General features: G+C 66.9%; 16 protein-coding genes. 8 read left to right on the plus strand and 8 right to left on the minus strand.

Annotated elements, in window-relative coordinates; all coding sequences use genetic code 11:
* Positions 1-63 precede the first annotated feature (63 nt).
* Positions 64-1,203: a cell division protein ZapE gene (zapE, locus tag GYH34_RS12155; protein ID WP_161913802.1), complete on the minus strand. Its 1,140-nt coding sequence runs from the start codon at positions 1,201-1,203 to the stop codon at positions 64-66.
* 22 nt (positions 1,204-1,225) lie between these two features.
* Entirely contained in the window at positions 1,226-1,723 is a 498-nt protein-coding gene (locus tag GYH34_RS12160; RefSeq protein WP_161913803.1) for an N-acetyltransferase, read from the minus strand.
* Between the two features lie 71 nt (positions 1,724-1,794).
* On the opposite strand from GYH34_RS12160, the gene GYH34_RS12165 reads away from it, so the two are divergent.
* Both GYH34_RS12165 and GYH34_RS12170 read left to right on the plus strand, forming a co-directional pair.
* Positions 1,795-2,355, plus strand: a complete 561-nt coding sequence (locus GYH34_RS12165) for a GNAT family N-acetyltransferase (RefSeq protein ID WP_161913804.1) — start codon at positions 1,795-1,797, stop codon at positions 2,353-2,355.
* Between the two features lie 6 nt (positions 2,356-2,361).
* The gene (locus GYH34_RS12170) at positions 2,362-2,892 is read left to right on the plus strand and encodes a GNAT family N-acetyltransferase (protein WP_161913805.1); all 531 of its coding nucleotides are present in this window, start codon (positions 2,362-2,364) and stop codon (positions 2,890-2,892) included.
* A gap of 1 nt (position 2,893) precedes the next feature.
* Here the strand turns inward: GYH34_RS12170 and GYH34_RS12175 are convergent, their stop codons facing one another.
* From GYH34_RS12175 to GYH34_RS12185, 3 genes are all read right to left on the minus strand, one after another.
* Positions 2,894-4,330 carry a M15 family metallopeptidase gene (locus GYH34_RS12175; protein ID WP_161913806.1) on the minus strand — a complete coding sequence of 479 codons (1,437 nt, stop codon included), beginning with the start codon at positions 4,328-4,330 and terminating at the stop codon, positions 2,894-2,896.
* Positions 4,331-4,376: 46 nt separating this feature from the next.
* On the minus strand, positions 4,377-5,288 hold the full coding sequence (locus GYH34_RS12180) for a phage tail tip lysozyme (RefSeq protein WP_161913807.1): 912 nt from the start codon (positions 5,286-5,288) through the stop codon (positions 4,377-4,379).
* A 142-nt stretch (positions 5,289-5,430) separates the two neighbouring features.
* Positions 5,431-5,904 (minus strand): NUDIX domain-containing protein, encoded by a 474-nt coding sequence (locus tag GYH34_RS12185; RefSeq protein WP_161913808.1) that lies wholly within the window; start codon positions 5,902-5,904, stop codon positions 5,431-5,433.
* Between the two features lie 143 nt (positions 5,905-6,047).
* Here GYH34_RS12185 and mbfA point away from each other — a divergent pair, with 143 nt between their 5' ends.
* Positions 6,048-7,019: an iron exporter MbfA gene (gene mbfA, locus GYH34_RS12190; RefSeq protein ID WP_161913809.1), complete on the plus strand. Its 972-nt coding sequence runs from the start codon at positions 6,048-6,050 to the stop codon at positions 7,017-7,019.
* Positions 7,020-7,028: 9 nt separating this feature from the next.
* The gene (locus tag GYH34_RS12195) at positions 7,029-7,910 is read left to right on the plus strand and encodes a metallophosphoesterase (RefSeq protein WP_161913810.1); all 882 of its coding nucleotides are present in this window, start codon (positions 7,029-7,031) and stop codon (positions 7,908-7,910) included.
* Positions 7,911-7,914: 4 nt separating this feature from the next.
* On the opposite strand, the gene GYH34_RS12200 is transcribed toward GYH34_RS12195, so the two are convergent.
* A complete protein-coding gene (locus GYH34_RS12200) occupies positions 7,915-8,652 on the minus strand; it encodes a hypothetical protein (protein WP_244635077.1) in 738 nt (245 codons plus the stop codon).
* Between the two features lie 455 nt (positions 8,653-9,107).
* On the opposite strand from GYH34_RS12200, the gene GYH34_RS12205 reads away from it, so the two are divergent.
* From GYH34_RS12205 to mobA, 3 genes are all read left to right on the plus strand, one after another.
* Complete coding sequence (locus tag GYH34_RS12205; protein ID WP_161913812.1) at positions 9,108-14,552, plus strand: glycosyl transferase family 36; 5,445 nt, start codon at positions 9,108-9,110, stop codon at positions 14,550-14,552.
* A gap of 125 nt (positions 14,553-14,677) precedes the next feature.
* Positions 14,678-15,544 (plus strand): hypothetical protein, encoded by an 867-nt coding sequence (locus GYH34_RS12210; protein ID WP_244635078.1) that lies wholly within the window; start codon positions 14,678-14,680, stop codon positions 15,542-15,544.
* Positions 15,545-15,568: 24 nt separating this feature from the next.
* Entirely contained in the window at positions 15,569-16,195 is a 627-nt protein-coding gene (mobA, locus tag GYH34_RS12215) for a molybdenum cofactor guanylyltransferase MobA (protein WP_161913814.1), read from the plus strand.
* A 13-nt stretch (positions 16,196-16,208) separates the two neighbouring features.
* Here the strand turns inward: mobA and GYH34_RS12220 are convergent, their stop codons facing one another.
* Together GYH34_RS12220 and GYH34_RS12225 are read right to left on the minus strand one after the other, a co-directional pair.
* On the minus strand, positions 16,209-17,240 hold the full coding sequence (locus GYH34_RS12220; protein WP_161913815.1) for a cysteine synthase A: 1,032 nt from the start codon (positions 17,238-17,240) through the stop codon (positions 16,209-16,211).
* Between the two features lie 69 nt (positions 17,241-17,309).
* Entirely contained in the window at positions 17,310-18,194 is an 885-nt protein-coding gene (locus GYH34_RS12225; protein WP_161913816.1) for an aldose 1-epimerase family protein, read from the minus strand.
* Between the two features lie 189 nt (positions 18,195-18,383).
* Between GYH34_RS12225 and GYH34_RS12230 the strand changes: the two genes are divergently transcribed.
* Positions 18,384-19,505, plus strand: a complete 1,122-nt coding sequence (locus tag GYH34_RS12230) for a hypothetical protein (protein WP_161913817.1) — start codon at positions 18,384-18,386, stop codon at positions 19,503-19,505.
* Positions 19,506-19,556: the final 51 nt, after the last annotated feature.

Here is a 19,556-nt window from a genome sequence, read left to right on the forward strand (position 1 = left end):
GCGCCGAAAAAATCCGGCTGCGAATGTGAGGCCTATCCGATTCCGCCCGAGCGCGGGAGTCGGTTATTCCACGGCGCCGGCATGCGGCGCGGCGAGATAATCGCGCGAGCGCATCTCGATCAGCCGCGACACTGTGCGCGCGAATTCCTGCGCCTCATGTCCCGTCGGCGCGTGATAGAGATCCTGCGCCTCGCTCTCGGCGGAAAGAATCAGCCGCGTTTTCTTCTCATAGAGAATGTCGATGAGCGTGATGAATCGCTTGGCCTCGTTGCGGCGATCGAAATTCAACTTCGGAACCGCATCGATGAATATCGTGTCGAAGGCCTCGGCGAGCGCCATGTAATCGGCGGCGCCGGTCGGCCGCGCGCACAGCTCCTCGAAGGAGAAGCGCGCGACGCGCCCCGCCGCCTGCGGAACGGCGATGTCGCGGCGCGCGACGCGCAGCATCCTCGGCGCGCCCATGGCGACGCCGCTCAGCTGATGAAACAGCGCATCCATCGCCGCGCGGGCGCATGCGTCGGCGGGCGTGAAGAAGGTCTCGCCGAGCGGCGTCTTCTCGAGACGAAAATCGGCGCGCGCATCGAGGCGCAATTGATCGAGCCTGTCCTCGATCAGCGCGATGAAGGGCAGGAAGAGATCGCGATTGCGGCCGCCTTCGTAGAGCCGGCGCGGCTCGACATTGGAGGTCGCCACCATGATGACGCCGTCCTCGAGCAGCCGCGTGAACAGACGCGCGAGAATGGTGGCGTCGGCGATATCGGTCACGGCGAATTCATCGAAGCAGAGCACGCGCGTCTCGCGCGCGATCTCCTGCGCTACATGCGCCAGCGGATCGGGCGCGGCGCTGCGGCGCGCGGCGAGCAGGCGCGCGTGAACCTGCGCCATGAAATCATGAAAATGCGCGCGGCGCTTGGCGGCGAGCGTAAGCTCGGCGAAGAAGATGTCCATCAGCGTCGTCTTGCCGCGCCCGACGAGGCCGTGAATGTAGAGTCCGCGCGGACCGCCGCAGGGCGCGCGCCGTCCGAGCAGCCCACGCAGCCGCGCCGCGAGACCGCTATGCGAAGGGGCGGCGGGACGACGCGTCAGCTCGCGCGCCAGCGCTTCCAGCCGCTCGAGCGCGGCGAGCTGCGCGGGATCACGCTCCAGCGCGCCGCTGGCGACGAGCTTCTCATAGCGGGCGAGGAGGGGGCGCGGCGCCGTCATGCGCGGCGCCTCGTCGGAGAGGTCACAGCCGCCGCATCCTGCCATTTGCCGCGTCGAAGGCGCCTTCGCGCAGCTCGCAATAGAGCAGGCGGCGGGCGTCCACCGGCCCCGGCATGACGATCTTGCCATGCGGCACGCGGGCGAAGCCGAGGCGGGCGTAATAGTCGAGATCGCCGACCAGCAGCACCAGCCCGTGACCGGCGTCGCGGGCGGCGTCCAATGATTTCTTGACCAGCGCCTCGCCGAGCCCCTGCGAGCGAAAGGCCGGCTCGACCGTCAGCGGGCCGAGAAGCAGAGCCGGGGCCTCGTCCACGAGAATGGCGGTCATGCGATTCGCGCCGACCAGCAGCGTGCCGACATGAGCGACGAAGGAGAGGGAGAGCTCGGCCCCGACGCCCTCGCGCAGCCGATAGGCCGTGCGGGCATAGCGGCCAGGACCGAAAGCTCGCTCCTCGAGCTTTTCGATTTGGGGCGCATCGGCCGGCGTCTGCGGCGAGAAGCGGATGACGAGATCGATCATCGCTCGCGCATAACATGGGCCGCCCGGTCGGCAAAGACCGCGACCGGCCCGAGTCTTGCTGAAAAACGCGCATGGATGCGATCGAGATCAGACCAGCGACGCCGGCGGACGCAGAGACGATCGCGGCCCTCCATGTCGCCTGCTGGGCGGAGACCTATGCGCCTCTGGCGCCGGCGGAAATTCTCGCGGAATACACGCTGGAGACGCGCCTCGCGCAATGGCGGGAGACCTTGGGCGGCGGCGGGCCGCAACAGCCGCCGCCGAGCGTGTTTCTGGCGCTACGGAAAAACGTCGCCATCGGCTTTGCGGCCAGCGGCGCGCAGCAGAGCGCTATTCTCGGCGAGCGCGGCTATGCCGGCGAGTTTCAGGCGATCTATCTACTGAAGGAGGCGCAGCGCCACGGCGCCGGCCGTAGCCTCATGCGCGTCATGGCGCAGGCGCTGCGCGAGCGCGGGATCGAATGGGGGAGCCTCTGGGTGCTGCGGCATAATTTCACGGCGCGGAAATTCTACGAGAAGCTCGGCGGCCGCAAGATCGGCGTCGAAGGCGCCTGGCGCGGCGTGCCGGAGGTCGCCTATGGCTGGCGCGATCTCGGCCTGCTCATCGATCCGCCGCCTGCCAAGCCCTGGTGACGCGCCTTGGCGGACGAATTCTCGTTACGCGCTGCGACGGCCGAGGATGCGAAGACGCTCGCCGCGCTCAATCTCGCCTGCTGGCGCGAGACCTATGCGAGCCTGCTGCCGGCGGAGACATTCGCCGCCCTCACGCTCGATGAGCGCCTCGATCATTGGCGCGGAGTTTTTCAGACGGAGGGCAATGTCGTCGCTCTAGCGACGGACGCCGCCGGAGAGGCGGCGGGCTTCACCCATTGGCGCGCGCATGAGCTCGCGCTCAGAGGGCGGCTCGGCCGCGGCGGCGAGATTTGCGCCATCTATCTGCGCCGCTCCGTGCTGAGACTCGGGCTCGGCGGCAGGCTGCTGCGGCTGATGGCGGAAGAGATGCGCGCCAGCGGCCTCAAATGGGCGAGCCTCGTGGTGCTGCGCGAAAATCTCCCCGCTCGCCATTTCTATGAGGCGATGGGCGCGCGCCGTTTCGGCCGCGAGCTCTCCTGGCGCGGCGTTCCGCAGGTCGCCTATGGTTGGCGGGACCTGAGTCGGCTCGCGCGTTAGCTCAGACGATCTGTCCGCCCGGCGACGGGCGGCGGCAAAACTCGAAATGCATTCCGTCGCGCGCGCTGTCCGGCCGGAAATATCCGCCCCAGGCGAATCCGAAGCTCTCGAAGATCGCGACCAGCTCGACCACGCTGCCGACGGAGCCTTTCGGAGCGGGATCGGCTCCATAGGCGTTCCAGCGCGCATTGATGTCGAAGGCGAGGCCCCAGCTATGCGCGCTCAGATCGCGCGTGGGGTTCCAGGATTTGTGGCGCGGCACATGGCAGCCGTCCCATTTCAGAATTCGGTCGAGCAGATCGCGCGCGGCGATCTCCGCAATAGCGGCGCGCAACGGCTCCGCAATGGCCTTGTTGCAGGCGATCTCGCCCTTGGCGACGAGATGGGCGAGCGTTTCGATCTGGACGGTGACGATATTGTCTCTCGCCCAGTCGTCGGTGATTTTTATCGCTCCGCGCGGAGCGCTCTCCTCATAGGCGAAGCGTCCGAAAATCTCGCGGATTTCGTCGGTCTTCAGCACTTTGAGATGCGTCACGGGCGCCGGCGGCGCGGCTGGAGCCGCGCTTTCGGGAAGCGGAACGACGACGACGCAATTCTGATTGGTCGACAGGCCGAGCTTGTGAGCGAGGCCGGGCGAGAGGTCTGCGATGCGGCCGGTATTCTCATTGGGCCCCCAATCGACCGGCTGCGCCCGCTCGGCGGCGCCCGTGCTCGGATTGACGACCGAGACCTCGATCTTTCTCAGATGAGCTTTGGGCGTGTCGTCGTAATTCCAGCGGCAGGCGATATAGAAAGCGTCGGGATCGAGGCGGCGCGCCAGCCCGGTCGTTCCCGGCGGCTGCTGCGGCAGGAAAAGGCCCGGATAAGCGGGGATATCGGACTCTTGCAGCAGAGCGAGGCCCTCGTTGGGTCCAACGCCCGGATCATGCGGGCCGCCGAAGGTCGACATTGGACCTCGAAAGGCGACGCTGCGTCCGGGGGCGGCCGGAAGCGAAGGCGTCGACGAGACGGGCGGCGGCAAGGACGGCGGCGTCGCGGGAAGCGAGACCGCGCCGGTCCGCGCGAACAGAGAGGCGTCGATCTTGGGCGCGGGAACGCTGGCGAGGTTCCGCGTGAACGCCTCGATCACATCCGAGCCGACATAGCCGGCGACGATCACGCCGAGGAGAATTTGCGCCGATCCTGATGGATCGACGCTCATCAGCTTGGCGGGGCCGAGCGAGAGCGTCGTCGCCACTCCGGCCACGAAGCCGATCATCAGGCTCGTCGCGAGACGCGCGGCGCTGAACAAATCCTCCGACGAGGCGTCGGCGGCCTGTGAGTCGTCGTTCATCTTCTTCAGGCCCGCGATCACGCGCAATCCTTGGCCGATCGCTCCGAGCAAGCCGCCGAGCGTGAGCGCGCCGAGGACGTCGAAGAGCTGGCTGCTATCCGTCATGACAAACCTCACAAATAAAAAACGCGGAAATTCGGCTGGAGCGCGCTCAGGCGACCGCGTAGCCGCTCAGCGGCGGCAGATCGTCGAAGAAAGCCAATCTTTTGCGTATTTCGAGGTCCGGCTTGGCGGGAACTTCATAATTGCGCACCAGCGCGTCCATGATCTCGCCGGCGGAGGCGCCGTGCTCGAGCGCGCCGCATGTCCGGGCGAAGCGCGGGAAGCTACGAATTTCCCATATGGCCGCAGCCGTCTGCTCGGCGACCGACATGTCTTTCGGATAGCGGCCGAACTGCTTGCGAATGGCTTCCGCGCGGCTCGGATCCCATTGCACTATGCCTTGGGAGCTGTGGTGAACATCCCAGTGCTCGTCCCGTGGATTTGCGAGGGATTCGCCGGTCATATTGGCGACGAGCGCGCGCGCCGCGAGATCGCCGAGACCCTGCTGGCGCGCGGCTCCATAGGCCTCGATCTGATTTTGCCGCAGCGGGCTGAGCTTGCCTGTCGGTTTTCCGGGCTTGCCGCCGCCGCTGGGAAGCTTCGGCGGCGAGACCGAGCCGCCGCCGGGGGCAGGGGCGCCGCCGAGATTGCGCGTGAACGCCTCGAGGAAATCGACGCCCGCATAGCCGGAAGCCGCGATCCCCAAGAGGAGCTGCACATCGTCCGGCTTGATGGCGAGCAGGCGGCTTATGCCGATCGAAATGCCCGCGATGACGCCGGCGATGAAGCCGACGACGAGGCTGACATTGATGCGGCTGGCGACGAACAGATCGGCGCGGCCGGCGGGTTTGGTCAGCGCCTCGTCGTTCATCTTCTTCAGCCCGACGATGGCGCGGGCGCCCTGGCCCACTGCGCCGAGCAGGCCGGCGAGAAGAAGCGCGCCGAGGATTTGTCCGGGAGTGAGGCTCGTCGCCACATTGGCGGCGGCGCTGGCTGCGCCGGCGATCGGATTCTCCGCCACTCTGCAACCTCTTGAAAAGTCGCTGCGCTATTGCTGCAGCGTCGATGAAACGGGAAAAATTCTCCTCTTAAAATGACGAAATTTTGACAATCAGGCAAGCGCAAAGCCGAGTCCGCATCGCCGGACTCGGCGGTCCGACGCCTCACCAATAGGGCGAGACTTCCGCGCCGCCGAACACCTCCGCTATGCGCGCCCGCGTCGCCGGAGTCGCGTCTTCGGGCAGGGCGTCTAGCGGGAAGAAGCCCGCCTCGGCGATCTCATGGTCGGGCGGGCGCGGCGCGGTCTGACGAAAGGCGCGCGCGACGAAAAACGCCACATGGTCGCGCTTGGAGATGCGGCGGTTGAGATAGACGCCGCGCAGCTCCGCCGGCGCCTCGAGCTCTATATTGCCTTCCTCGGCCAGCTCGCGGGCGAGCGCCTGCTCGAGCGTCTCGCCCGACTCGACGCCGCCGCCGGGCAGATAATAGCCGGAGATATAGGTGTGCCGCACCAGCAGCACACGCCGGTCCGCATCGACGACAAGGCCGCGAACGCCGAGCGTCATCGGCCGTATCACCGTCGCCGCGAGCACGACGAGCCGCGTCGTCAGCAGCGTCCGCCAGCCGGACTCGCTCATCGGCCCGGCGCCTGTGCGGTGGCCGTCGGTTCAAATTTCTGGCGTTCCATGTATCGACACTCTAGAACCGCTCCAAATCGTCGCCGGCGCGACGCCGAGAGCTAACTAGCGCCGCCGTTCCGCCCTGCGCAAGGAGCGCCAGATTGAAATCCTTTTGCGACCTCACGGAACGTGAAATTCTCGCCGTCGCCATCGCCTCCGAGGAGGAGGACGGCCGCATCTATCAGAGCTTCGCGGAAGACCTCTCCGAGCGCTATCCTTCGTCCGCCCAGGTCTTCGAGGAAATGGCCGAGCAGGAGGCCGCCCATCGCCACGCGCTGCTCAACCTCTATCAAAAGCGTTTCGGCCCCAATCTGCCGCCCATTCGACGCGAGGATGTGAAGGGCTTTCTGCGCCGCCGGCCGATCTGGCTGACCCGCAATCTCTCGCTCGAGACGATCCGCAAGGAAGCGGAGGTCATGGAATATGAGAGCGCGCTCTTCTATCAGCGCGCGGCGGAACGGGCGACCGACGTCGGCGTGCGCAAGCTGCTCGGCGATCTCGCCGCAGCGGAGCAGGGACACGAGACCCTCGCCATGCGCCTCGGCGCGCAAATCCTCACGCCCGGCGCGAAAAAGGAGGAGGATCTCGCCTATCGGCGCTTCTTCATCCTGCAATATGTGCAGCCGGGCCTCGCCGGGCTCATGGACGGCTCGGTCTCGACTCTGGCGCCGCTCTTCGCCGCCGCCTTCGCCACCCATAATAATTGGGAGACGTTTCTCGTCGGCCTCGCCGCCTCCATCGGAGCCGGCATCAGCATGGGCTTCGCTGAGGCGCTCTCGGACGACGGCTCGCTGACCGGCCGCGGCTCGCCGCTTCTGCGCGGCGGCGTCTGCGGACTGATGACGACGCTCGGCGGCCTCGGCCATACGCTGCCTTATCTCGTGCCGGATGCGATTCCCGACAGTTTCGCCATAGCGACGACCATCGCCGGCGCGGTCGTCTTCGTCGAGCTCTGGGCGATCGCCTTCATCCGCGCGCGCTATATGGACACGCCCTTTCTGCAGGCCGTCTTTCAGATCGTGCTCGGCGGCGCGATCGTGCTCGCAGCCGGCATACTCATCGGCGGCGCGTGAGGCTAGCCAATGGCGTTTCTGCTCGCTCATCTCTCCGACGCCCATATCGGGCCGATCCCGCGGCCGAGCCTGCGCGAGCTCGCCGGCAAGCGGCTCACCGGCTACGCCAATTGGATCAATAAGCGGGCGCAGGCGCATGACATGGGCCTGCTCGGCCGGCTCGTCGCGGATATGGAAGCGCAAAAGCCCGATCATGTCGCGATGACCGGCGATATCGTCAATATCGGGCTCGACGCCGAGATAGAGGCGGCGCGGCTCTGGCTCTTGGGCCTCGGCAGCCCGGAGAATGTGAGCTTCACCCCCGGCAATCACGACGCTTATGTGCCCGCCGCCGTGTCCCGTATCGCCGAGACCTTCGCGCCTTGGACGACATCCGAGGAAGGGACAGGCTTCCCCTATCTGCGGCGGCGCGGCGGAGTGGCGATCATCGGGCTCGATTCGGCTGTGCCGACGGCGCCTTTCGTCGCCTCGGGACGGCTCGGCGCCGAGCAGCGCGAGAAATTGGCGGTTCTGCTCGACAAGACCAAGGCCGAAGGGCTGGCGCGGGTGGTGCTGCTGCATCATCCGCCGCATCGCGGCGGCGCCAAGGTTTTGCGCGGTCTCGACGACGCCGCCGAGCTGGAGGCGATCATCGCTCGTCACGGCGCCGAGTTGATCCTGCACGGACATAATCACAAGATCAGCCTGCATCGCCTGCCCGGCGCGCATGGGGAGACGCCCGTCATCGGCGCAGCCTCCGCCTCGGCCAAGGCCGGCGCGCATTATCCCCGCGCCGCCTATAATCTTTATTCCATCGAGCGCGAGGGCGACAAAATCACCATCTCCTCCCGCTCGCGCGGATTGGGCGCGGACGGCGAGACGATCGAGGAGTTGGACGCGCTCGCTCTGTGAAGGCTCAACGCGTCAGATAGGGGATGGCGTAGACGCCGAGCCGCCACAGCAGGAAGAAGAACGCCGCCGCGCCGGCGCCCTGCGCCAGAAATAGAATGGCGCGATAGAGCTTCTCGCCGATTCCGCCCGGCCGGGGCAGGGCGGGCAGGCTCGCCTTTGGGGCCGCCAGCAGCTTTTTCTTCGCCGCCTCCTCGGTGAAGGCGCGGGCGCCGCCCTGTCCGGCGAAATCGAAAGCCAGCGCTTTCTCCCGCTCGATCAGCCGATGCGCCATATATTCGGTGATCGCCTCCACCACCGTCGCGATATTTTCGCTTTCGCCTATGGTGACGCGGCCGTTGCGCGTGTCCTGCAGGAAACGATAGGTGCGGCGGTCGCGGCCCATTTCGACGAAGCCGACATGATCGATGAAGAGCCGCGGACGATCGCCATGCGAGACGCCTATGTCGAAGAGATCGCAATCCTTCGGCGCCTGGGCGAGGACGGGCTCCAAATGATCGCGCAAAATCTCGAGCCGCGCGATCTCGGCGTCACGAAGATCCGCTAGAACGCCCGAGCGCTCGGCGTTGGCGAGCCGCGCCCGCCGCATCGCGCCGGTCAGATTGGCGACGCGCGTCTCCTTGGTCTCCGTGGCCAGCGCGCGCTGGCTGGAGCCCCGCTCGGACCGCCTATCCGTCACCAGCGCCGTCGGGGCGGGCGCATCGTCCGTCGTCGCCGGCTGGCCCTCCCTTTTGGATTCGTCCATCTCACTCATTCGCACGAAAGACCGCATGGCCATCTCATTCATTATACCTTCTCGCGACCGAGTTTCGACCGGAAAGAGCCGCTCACAGCAAAGCTTCGGCCGGGGCTTCGCTCTCATGTAACGAGCCATTATCGGAGGCGAGCGCGTCCTGGTTAGACCGCAAAGGCGGATAAAGCATGGCCGTCGTTACGAACGCGCCAATAGGATATCGGGAATAATACTGATAATTCGACGCGAATATTATAAGATGGCGCCTGTGTTCCGACGATGTTCCTTGCGGGCGTCTCTCTGGCCGCGAAAGTCGGAGCGTCCGGGTCGACGGCCGAGCTTGCGGAAGAGTCGACATTTGCGCCGCCATCCGGCAAATCTCCGGCCGACGAGAGCGGGCGCCCGCAGATTCGCGCGCAGGAGGAGGCCGCAGCCCGCTGCAGGCCGCGCGCAAGCTGGAGACCCCTATGGCGCCTCACGAAGCCGGCCTGCCGACGGCAGGCGTGCGATTTGGGCGGCTCGCATTCGGCGCGATCTGCTCGCTCGTCTCGGCCATGGAGGCGGGTGGCGGCCGCGAGCATATGCTCGTCGCCGGCTTTTTTGCGGCGACGGCTCTGCTCCTTTTGCGGCCGGCGCAGGGGCGCATCCGCCAGGGCGTCGATTTCGCCATTGATCTCCTCGCCATTGGCGCGCTCGCCTTGCTTTGCGATCCGGCAGGCGTGCTGTGGCGCGCGCCGGAGGCGCTTTCCGGCCTCTTCACATTGACGCCGATCGGCGCGGGCTCGGCGGTCGGCCTCTATCTGCTCGGCGTCTCCATTCTACCCGGCTCGCCTTTCGCGCTGCGCGCGGCGCTGTTCCTTCTCCCCTTCCTGTTCAGCCTCCTGGTCGCGCTCGGCTCACGGGTCATCGGCGAATTGGGCGGGCTGATCTTCCTCGGCCTCGACGTTCCACAGACGGCGCGCGTCATCGCAGCGCGGACGGTCATTGTTTTCCTGTTGAACGAGGCCGTCATCGTCGGTGCGCCGCTGGCGCTCGGCCGCTATCTGCCGCAGCAATGGCGCCCGCATGGCGTGCTGTTCCTTGCCGCTCTGATCGCCGCCGTCACGCCGGAGATCGCCAGCCTCGGCGCGCATCCGCATGTCGCCTTTCTGCCGGCGCCGGTCGCCATCATCGTCGCGGCCCTGCTCGCCGCCGCCGCGCAGGCCGGTCTTTGGGGCGAAACCTATCTCGTCACTCAGGCCATGGCTGGAATGCTGCGGGGGACGCCCTCGCTTCCCGTCATCGTGCTCAACGACTGGAAGACCGGCGCCGCCAAGGGCGCCGTCTATGGCTTCGTCTTCATGGCGCTGCTGCTGGTCGCCGGGCTGATCGTGAGCTTCCCGCCGGCGCTCGGGCTTCTCGTCGCTGCCGGGCCGGTCGGCGGCGCGCTCATCGGCGCCGCGACCTTCCCGCTGCTGCGCGCCATCGTCGAAAGCACGGATTCGACTCCGCCCTTCTACGCGAGGCTGCGGCACGAATATGAGCGGATCGCCAATTTCCCGCGCGGCCTCGTCGCCGGCGCGGCGGTGGGGCTCGCGCTGCTCTTCGGCCTGCCGCACGAGGACGGCGGCGCGCGCTTCCTCTTCGGCGCCGGAGCGGGGCTGCTCGCCTATGCCGGCGTGGACATGGGCTTCGACCTCTATGCTCTGCAGCAGAAACGCCGCCAGCATTTGCGCAGCTGGCGCGTCTATGCGCTCGGCGCGCTCTTGGGTGGGCTCGTCGGCGGGGCGGTGGCCTGGTATCTCGACGCCGATCAGCTTTCGACGATCACCAAGAAATTCTTCGCCTATATCTCGCTGAGCTACGCCGCCGACGGTCGGCCGGTCGCCGATTACGTCATCCGCCCGCTGTTCTCAAAATGGGGCGCGACCAATCTCGGCTTCGTCGATGGCGGCGTGCGGCTGTTCTTCGACGAGTCGCTGTCGGGCGTCATTCAATGGGTGTTCGCCGCGCCCTTATTCTCGATCAATCTCTTCTTCCTGACGGCGCTGGTGCGCCGCAGCCTCGCTCCTCTGCGCCAGCTCGCCAGCTGGGAGGGTCTCGACATGCTGGTCGAGAACGCAGTGCGCGTGCTGCGTTGGGGCCTCTGGATGGCGCCGGTCATCTATTCCTTCCTGAAGGCCTCGCCCGATCCCGCTTGGTACAATCAGGACGGGCTCATCCGCACCGGCGTCGCCATATGGATGAATCACGCGCTGCCGGACCAGGATTTCCGCGCCTGGAGCCTCGATATTTTCACGGCTCTGCTCGCTTATGACGCGATCCGCGTGCTGATCTGGTTCGACCATATGGGGCTGCGCGTCGCGACCTTGGTAAACCTCTCCTTCGTCGGCGGCGATGTCGCCGACGAAAAGGCCGCGCGCTTCATCGGCAAGGCGCAGAAAAGCCGCGCCATACCGGAAGGCCTGCGCCGCTTCGCGACCTGGGCGCCGCTGCTGCTGCCTTTCTATATTCCGCGCGGCGCGGAATGGGATCAGGCCTGGAGCGCGGCCGAGCGCATGACGCATCTGAGGCCGCCATCCTATTCCTATCTCATGGGCGGCTACATGGCCTATGCGGGCGCGCTCTCCATCGCGCTGGTGATCTTCCTGCTGATTCAGCTCGCCAAGGCCGGCAAGCTGCCGCTGGAAGGAATCACCGGCGCCGGCGGCGCGCCCGGCTCCAAGCCCTTCGAGCTGACCAATGGTCTCGTCACCAGCCAATGGTTCGAGGATGGGCAGGGCGCGATGCGCGTCGAGGGCGTCGCGCGCGGCGGCCCGCCGATCGATCTCACCCGCAGGCCCGACGATCACGCGCATCCGCGCGGACGCTTTCTGTTCTTCCGCGAGGAGGGCCGCGATCTCTGGTCGCTCGGCTCCGCGCCGACCTGCGCGCGCTGCGAGAAAGTGTCGCTGGAGAGCGAGGGCTGCACTTTCCTCTACGTGCTGATGGAGCAGGGCGGCTTCGCCATAGAGGCGAAGATTTCGCTCGCGCCCGACGAGGCCGTGGAGATCACGCGCCTGCGCCTCGTCGATCTCGAGCAGCGACCGCGCAAGCTCACCCTCGCGACGCTGCGCGAATGGGTGCTGAACGAGACCGGCGTCGAGCAGCGCGACGCCGCCTATAACGCCATTCACATCGGCACATGGTTCGTCGGCGGGCTGAATGCGATCATCGCGCAGAACCGGCTGCTGAAGGGCGGCGCGCGGCGCGACGTCGATCGTCGCCTTTCGCCGGAGGTCGGCTTTCATGCGATCGGCGCCGGCGAGGGAACGCGGCTTCGCCTCATCGGCTATGAGGATGTGAAGGCGCGGTTCTACGGCCTCGGCGCCGCGGGCGCGCCGGACAGCCTCCGAGATGGCGACAAGCCGCGCGATCCGTCCGACGAAGGCCTGCTGTTCGGCTTCGAGCCGATCGCCAGCCTGCGCGCTGAGCTAGATATTGCGGCCGGCGGCGCGGCGGAGATCGTCATCGTCGACGGCTGGGCGCGCGACATTGGCGCCGCGACGCGCACGATCGCCAAGCATCTCTCCCGCGACTTCGATTTCGCGAGCGTGGAGGCGGCGCTGGCGCGCAAGCGCGCGCTGCTGCATCCGCCGGCGCCGGCCGAGCATCGCTACGCCTTGTCCGAGGACGGCCGCAGCCTGACGCTGCGTCCCGACACGCCGCGCCTCTACGCCCATGTGATCGCCAATGCGGTCGGGCAGGGCGCCGTGCTCGGCAATCATGGCGATATTTATTCCTTCCACGGCAATTCGCGGCTCAACAGCCTGACGCCCTTCCGCATGGGCGAGGGCCGCATGACGCCGGCGGGCCAGGCCATCTATGTCTATGACCTCGCCCGTCAGGACGCGCATTCGGCGACCTTCGCGCCGCTGCGCCGACGCGACGCCGAGCATGAGGTCGAGTACGGCCTCGGCTATGCGATCTATCGCTCGAGCCGCGACGATCTCGAGCTCGAGCTGACCGTCTTCGTCCCGCCGGACCTGCCGGTGGAAATCAAGCTGCTGCGCATCATCAACCGGCGCGATCACGAGCGTCTGTTGCAGATCACGCCGGCGATGGAGATTGTCCTTGCCGAGACGCCGAACGAAAGCCTCGGCCGCGTCGAGGCGGTCGCTGGCGAGAATGAGCGCGCGCTCTACTTTCGCAATCCTGACAATAATTTCGTCCAGGGCTGGGCCTTCGTCTCGACATCCGTCCCGGCGGAATTCGCTGAGACCTCGCGGCGGCGCTTCCTCGGTCATGAGAGCCGCGACCCGGCGCTTCCCTATATGGTCGAGCACGGCCATCCCGACGCCGGCGCGCCGGAGCATCAGCGCAAGGTCGCGAGTTTCTCCGGCGCGCTCGACGTTCCTGCGCATGGCGAATCTCTCGTCGTCGTCGCCATGGGGCAGACGCCGACGCTCGAAAGCTCCAAGATTCTCGCCGCCCTTGCCAGCGACCCGGCCTATGCCGCGCGCGCGTTGGAAGAGACCAAGCGCGATTGGGAGCAGCGCCTCGGCGTGTTGCGGGTGAAGACCAATCGGCCGGAGTTCGACCGGCTGGTGAACGACTGGCTTCCCTATCAGCTGCTCGTCTCGCGGCTCTGGGGCCGCTCCGGCCCGGCGCAGCGCTCGGGCGCCACCGGCTATCGCGATCAACTGCAAGACGTGCTGCCGCTGATTCATCTCGCGCCGGAGCTCGCCCGCGCGCAGATTTTGAAGCACGCCGCTCATCAGTTCATCGAGGGCGATGCGGTGAAATGGTGGCATGACGCGCCGGACGGCGGCTGCGGCATCGCCGACCGCACCCACGCCTCCGACCCGCATCTATGGCTGCCCTATCTGACGATCCGCTATGTGAAGGGAACGGGCGACGACGCCATTCTCGACGCGATCGAGCCCTTCCTCGAGGCGGAGCCGACGCCGCCCGATCGGGAAGGAAACGCCAGCGTGCCGCTGACCTCGCGCGACAAGGACACGTTGCTCGGCCATTGCGCGCGGGCGATCGACTATTCGCTGGATCGCTTCGGCGCTCATGGCCTGCCGTTGATGGGGACGGGCGACTGGGACGACGGGCTCAATCTGCTCGGCGCGCAGGGACGCGGCGAGAGCGTCTGGGTCGGCTTCTTCCTGCATGGAATTCTCGTCGATATCGGGCCTTTGTTCGAGACGCGCGGCGACGTCGAACGCGCGGCTCGCTATCGCGAGCGCGCCGAGGCGCTACGCGCCGCGCTCGATTCCTGCTGGCGCGGCGATCGTTTCCTGCGCGCCTATGCGGATGATGGAAGCGAAGTCGCGCCGATGAGCGCCATGACCGCCTCCTGGCCGATCCTCTCCGGCGCGGTGGATTTCGCGCGCGGCAAGGAGACTCTCGATAATGCGTTGGCGGCGCTCGCGCGGCCGGATCGCATATTGCTGGTGACGCCGTTCTTCGATGAGAACTCGCGTCCCTATCCCGGCCGCAGCGCCGAATATCCGCCGGGCGTACGCGAGAATGGCGGCCAATATTCGCATGGCGTCTCCTGGCTGATCGACGCGCTGACGCGCCTCGCGCTGGAGGCCGCCGCCGGCGGCGATCACGCGCAATCCGACGCGCTGTTCGCGCGCGCGTGGGACGCCTGGTTCGCCATCTCGCCGCTGTCGCGCCTCACGACGCCGGAGCAGGCCGATATCTACGGCCTCGCGCCGCATCAGCAGCCGGCCGACGTCTATGAGGGCGAGGGCTATGAGGGCCGCGGCGGCTGGAGCTGGTACACGGGCGCCGCCGCGCGCATGCTGTCCGCCGCCTATGGGCTGCTCGGCCTGGAAATGATCGACGGCGAGCTCAGCCTGCGTCCCGACGCCTTCCAACCCAAAGGCGATTTGAAGCTCGAGAGCGTCACTTGGCGCGGAACGAGCTTCTCCGCCTGAAGCGTATCTTTTCACCATGAATCGGCGTCCGCGGCGCGGACGCTTGTGGACAAATTGATTTCATTTTAGCGTTTCGTAGCTCGATCGGCAGCTTGCGCTCGGGCCTCGATGCGGCGTTTTTCTTCATGAGTTCATGGGCGCGTATCTGCTCCTGTGTCGCGGCGCTGTCGTTTCTACAATCGACTGCGTGCCGCGCCGGCGCGTTTCTGCAAAAGCCGGGCGAGGGGATCGTCATCCTCTCGACCAGCTTCGCCGACGCCCATAAGGCCTATGACTCGCGCGGCAAGCTCGTCGCCGCGCCCTCCTATGCCAAATTCGAGACGCAGGCCTATGTCGAATATGGTCTCATCGACGAGATCACATTCGTCGCAGAGTCGAGCTATATGCGCTTTCGCGGCGCCAATGAGCAGCGCCAGCTCGAGCAATTGCAATATCTGAAGGCGGAAGCGATCGCCGGCGCGCCGCTCTATCTGCCGCCCGGACTCGGCGGCGGCGCGCGCTACGAGGGGCTCGGCGCCGGCTGGATCGGCGCCCGCCTGCGGCTGCTCGAATGGGGCGCGACCATTCTCTCCGTGCAAGGAAGCCTGCGCGCCGCGACGCCCGCCGCGCAGACCTATCTCGACATGAAGCGGCGATTGCAGGAGGATGTGCGTCTGCAATTGGGCTGGCCAATCGAGATTTTCGGTCTTTCCGGTTTCAGCGACATGCAACTCGGCTATCGCTCTCTCGGCCAGAGCGGCGATGAGATACGCGGCGAGATGACGTTCGGCCTGCGGCCGTTCGACGGCGTGCTGCTGCTGGCGCAGAGCTTTTTCTCCTTCTCTCCTTGGAATGGCTCCGCGCCCTTCATGTCCTCGCAAAAGGCTCAAGTGAGCGCGGTTTACGACCTCACCCGCGAGGTCGCGATGCAGCTCGGCATTCGCGCCTCACTTCGCGGCGTCAATGATTCCGCCGAGCGCGGATTGCTCGGCGCCCTATGGTATAGGTTCTGAGGCGGACCGCCGGGCGAGGGGAAGATGACACGCTGTTTCGGACTCATTCTGGCCGGCGGCCAGGCGCGGCGCATGGGCGGCGTCGCCAAGCCGTTGATCGAGGTCGGCGGCGCGCCCATCCTCGAGCATGTCTTGCGCCGGCTTGCGCCGCAATGCGTGCGCCTCGCGCTCAACGCCAATGGCGATCCGGCGCGCTACGCCGCCTTCCATCTGCCGATCGTGCCGGATGAGGTGGAGGGTTTTGCGGGGCCGCTCGCCGGCGTGCTCGCCGGCCTCGATCATGTCGCCGCCAATTTCCCGGACATTCCGCTCATGCTGAGCGTTCCGGCGGACACGCCTTTTGTTCCGCTCGATCTCGCCCAGCGTCTCGCCAGCGCGCGCGCCGAGGCGAAGGCGGAGATCGCCGTGGCCGCATCCGGCGACCGCGCGCATCACGCCGTCGCACTATGGCCTGTCGCGCTGCGCGAGGAACTGCGCCATGCGCTGGTGAAGGAGGATTTGCGCAAAGTCTCGGGCTTCATCGAGCGCTACGCCAACACGCAAGTCGAGTGGAGCGATGCGCCCTATGATCCGTTCTTCAACGTCAACCGGCCGGAGGACGTCGAGACGGCCGAGCGCATAGCGGCGAGCCTCGAGGCTCAGCGGTCGTAAGCGGCGAGACGCCTCACGCAAACCCCGGATCGATCGTCCCCGTCCGCTCGAGCCAAGCCGGCGTCGGCAGATTCTGCCCGCGCAAAAAGTCGAGATTGTAGAGCTTCGAGGCGTAGCGCGTGCCGAGATCGGCGAGGATTGTCACGATCGTATGGCCGGGGCCGAGCTCCTTGGCGAGGCGGATCGCGCCCGCCACATTGACGCCCGAGGAACCGCCGAGCAGCAGGCCTTCATTCTCGGCGAGGTCGAAGAGAATGGGCAGGGCCTCCGTGTCCGGGATCTGATAGGCGAGATCGATCGGCGCGCCCTCGAGATTGGCGGTGATGCGGCCTTGGCCGATGCCCTCGGTGATGGAGGAGCCCGAGGCCTTCAGGTCGCCGGTCGTGTAATAGGAATAGAGCGCCGCGCCGAGCGGATCGGCGATGGCGATTTTCACGGAGGGCTTGCGCTCCTTCAGCGCAATGCCGATGCCCGCGAGCGTGCCGCCCGTGCCCACCGCGCAGACGAAACCGTCGATCTCGCCCTCGGTCTGCGCGAAAATCTCCGGCCCGGTGCCGCGAATATGGGCGTCGCGATTGGCCACATTGTCGAATTGATTGGCCCAGATCGCCCCCTCTAGCGTCTCTTTGGCCAGCCGCTCGGCGAGGCGGCCGGAGAGCTTCACATAATTATTGGGATTGGCATAAGGGACCGCCGGCACCTCGACCAGCTGCGCGCCTTGAAGGCGCAGCGTGTCCTTCTTCTCCTGGCTCTGCGTCTGCGGAATCACGATGACGGTGCGGAAGCCGAGCGCATTGGCGACCAGCGCGAGGCCGATGCCGGTATTGCCGGCCGTGCCCTCGACGATGGTTCCGCCCGGCTTCAGCGAGCCCTCCGCTATGGCGGCCTGGACGATGGAGAGCGCGGCGCGGTCCTTCACCGAGCCGCCCGGATTCATGAATTCGGCCTTGCCAAGAATGCGGCAGCCCGTGGCCTTGGACGCCGCCTTCAATTCGATGAGCGGAGTATTGCCGATCGCTTCGATGACATTGGCGGCGAATTTCATGTCGGACCCGTCCTTTACGCGCGAATAATCCGCGCTAGCCGATAGAGTGTGAGGAAGCAAGGATTATTCCTATTCGCTCGCCCGCCGCCTCTCCAAGCGGAATGTAGCGGCATGGGCCGCGCGCTCGCCCGGCGCGAGGATCCGCATGGACGGCTTCTCATAGAGATCGCCGGAAAAATCTTCCGGGTCGCCATGGCCGGTCCAGGCCTCTATGCAGAGGAAAGGGGCCGGAGGCCGCGCCCAGAGCGCGATATGGGGAAAATCATCGAGCTCGACGGCGAGCGCGAGCCCGTCGCCATTGTCGTAAAGGAGACGCCGGCTCGCCGCGTGGAGGAAGCACAGAGCCTCTTGCTCGAGGAGCGCCGCCGAGAGCGGCAGCCTCTTTCCGGCGAGCGGAATCGCGCGACGTCGGTCCGAGAACAGCCCGCCCGGCGCGATGACCGGGACCTCGCGGTTTTCCTCCCGATCGAAACGGATGGCGTGCGGGAAGGGGGAGCCGTCGAGCGGCCAGCTGAAGCCCGGATGCAGCCCGCAGGCGTAGGGCAGGGGCCGCGCGTCCCGATTGGAGGCGGCGAGGGAGACGCGCAACTCGCCCGGCCGCAGCGCGAAATGCGCCTCGAGGCGAAAGGCGAAAGGATAGAGAGAACGCGTGTCCTCGTCCTCCTCGAGGACGAGGCGCGCCTCGTCCTCGCTCCGCTCGAGAAGGGCGAAGCGCTTTCTCCGCGCGAAGCCATGCAGGCCGAGCGGGAACGTCTCGCCGTCGACCCGCGCGCGCCCGTCCCGTGTCCAGCCGACCACCGGAAAGAGCAGCGGCGCGGTCTGTGGCCAAACGGAGGGCTGCGGCGTCCAGATCGCCTCGACGCCGCCCGCGCGCCAGGAGCGGAGCTCGGCGCCGAACAATGAGATTTCGGCGACGTCGAGAGAGCCGGCCGTCAAGCGAATCGTATCCATCATTCGGGGATCGTAGCGATCCGGGCCGTGGTCTGGGAGCGACTTCCGGGCGTCTTGCGAAATCCGGGGGGACGGCGCATTTTTCGCGTCATGGTTCGCGCGGGCGCGCGATACAGACGAGCCGGGACATTTCCGGCTCGCCCGCCGCGAGCGGTAACGACGGGCCGTCGCGCTCGAAAGGTTTCCTCGCCTATGTATTTCAGCCGTTCATGGATTTTGATCTCCGCGCTCGCGCTCTGCGCGCCGGCGGCCGCCGCGCCCACCCGCGAGGCCGCCTCCGCTCCGCGCCCGGACGGACCGCCGATGCGTGTGACCATCGTGCGCGGCGCCTATCCGGGCTGCGAGCCGAATTGTGAAGAATGGATCGCCGCGGAAGGGCGGATCGAGAAGCAGTCGCCGGCGCTGTTCCGCGCGGCGATCGACGCCGCCGAGCCGCGCAAGCCGCCGATCCTCATTCATTCGGGCGGCGGCGATGTCGATTCCGCTATAGCGATCGGCCGGCTCTTGCGCCAGAAAGGATTCCAGGTCGCAGTCGCGCGCACGGAATTCCTCGCCGAAGCCGCGCCGGCGGCCGCGGAGCCGGCGCGCGGAAAAATCAAAAAGCTCGAGCCGCCGCACGCCAGGGGGTTCGCGCGCAGCCTCCAGGCGAGCTGCGCCTCCGCCTGCACGCTGATCCTCGCCGCCGGAACGCAGCGCTACGTCGGGCCGACCGCGCTCGTCGGACTTCATGATATCGTCGTGCCGGAGACGACGGTCACCCAGACGATGCGCTATTACCGTATCCGCACGCTCACCAAGGGCGGCCGCGTGGTCTCGAAAGAAAAAGTCTTCGTCGGCGAGAAGAGTTTCGTGCGCCACATCGGCCGCTCGAAGCCGACGCCCGAGACCTATCGGCGCGTGCGCCGCTATCTCGCGGAAATGGGCGAGACCAAGGAGGTCGTCGATCTGATGATGACCGCCCCGCCCGAGAGCATACGCTGGCTGACCCGCGCCGAGCTCGTCTCGACGAAGCTCGCGACCGACGAGCGCGGCGGGGAAACGCTGGTCGCCTACGTCCCGCCGCCGCCGCCGCCGAAATTCGCCGTCCGGCCGATCTACGAGACTTTCGTCGCGCTGCAGCGGGAGCGGGCCGTCTCTCCTCCCGCGCCGCCGATCCGGCCGTCGAGCTGGTTCGAGCTCAATCGCGATTGGGCGCTTCCCGCGGGCCTCTCCGGCGGCCTGCTGCTGCTGCTCATCCTGTCGAGCCTCTTCAGAACCTTGCGCGGCCCCGAGCCGCAGCGATGGCGCCCGCCCGTCGCGGGCGACGCGCCCTGACGCCGAGGAGCGCGAATCCGGCATGGCGAATCCGAAATGGCGGAAGCGGCG

It is taken from the genome of Methylosinus sp. C49, from assembly GCF_009936375.1.
GTDB lineage: Bacteria > Pseudomonadota > Alphaproteobacteria > Rhizobiales > Beijerinckiaceae > Methylosinus.

Coding starts and splice junctions, on each gene's coding strand:
- zapE (WP_161913802.1), bottom strand. CDS start 1,203: ATGACGGCGCCGCGCCCCCTCCTCGCCCGCTATGAGAAGCTCGTCGCC.
- GYH34_RS12160 (WP_161913803.1), bottom strand. CDS start 1,723: ATGATCGATCTCGTCATCCGCTTCTCGCCGCAGACGCCGGCCGATGCG.
- GYH34_RS12165 (WP_161913804.1), top strand. CDS start 1,795: ATGGATGCGATCGAGATCAGACCAGCGACGCCGGCGGACGCAGAGACG.
- GYH34_RS12175 (WP_161913806.1), bottom strand. CDS start 4,330: ATGACGGATAGCAGCCAGCTCTTCGACGTCCTCGGCGCGCTCACGCTC.
- GYH34_RS12185 (WP_161913808.1), bottom strand. CDS start 5,904: ATGAGCGAGTCCGGCTGGCGGACGCTGCTGACGACGCGGCTCGTCGTG.
- GYH34_RS12195 (WP_161913810.1), top strand. CDS start 7,029: ATGGCGTTTCTGCTCGCTCATCTCTCCGACGCCCATATCGGGCCGATC.
- GYH34_RS12200 (WP_244635077.1), bottom strand. CDS start 8,652: ATGGACGAATCCAAAAGGGAGGGCCAGCCGGCGACGACGGACGATGCG.
- GYH34_RS12205 (WP_161913812.1), top strand. CDS start 9,108: ATGGCGCCTCACGAAGCCGGCCTGCCGACGGCAGGCGTGCGATTTGGG.
- GYH34_RS12210 (WP_244635078.1), top strand. CDS start 14,678: ATGAGTTCATGGGCGCGTATCTGCTCCTGTGTCGCGGCGCTGTCGTTT.
- mobA (WP_161913814.1), top strand. CDS start 15,569: ATGACACGCTGTTTCGGACTCATTCTGGCCGGCGGCCAGGCGCGGCGC.
- GYH34_RS12220 (WP_161913815.1), bottom strand. CDS start 17,240: ATGAAATTCGCCGCCAATGTCATCGAAGCGATCGGCAATACTCCGCTC.
- GYH34_RS12225 (WP_161913816.1), bottom strand. CDS start 18,194: ATGATGGATACGATTCGCTTGACGGCCGGCTCTCTCGACGTCGCCGAA.
- GYH34_RS12230 (WP_161913817.1), top strand. CDS start 18,384: ATGTATTTCAGCCGTTCATGGATTTTGATCTCCGCGCTCGCGCTCTGC.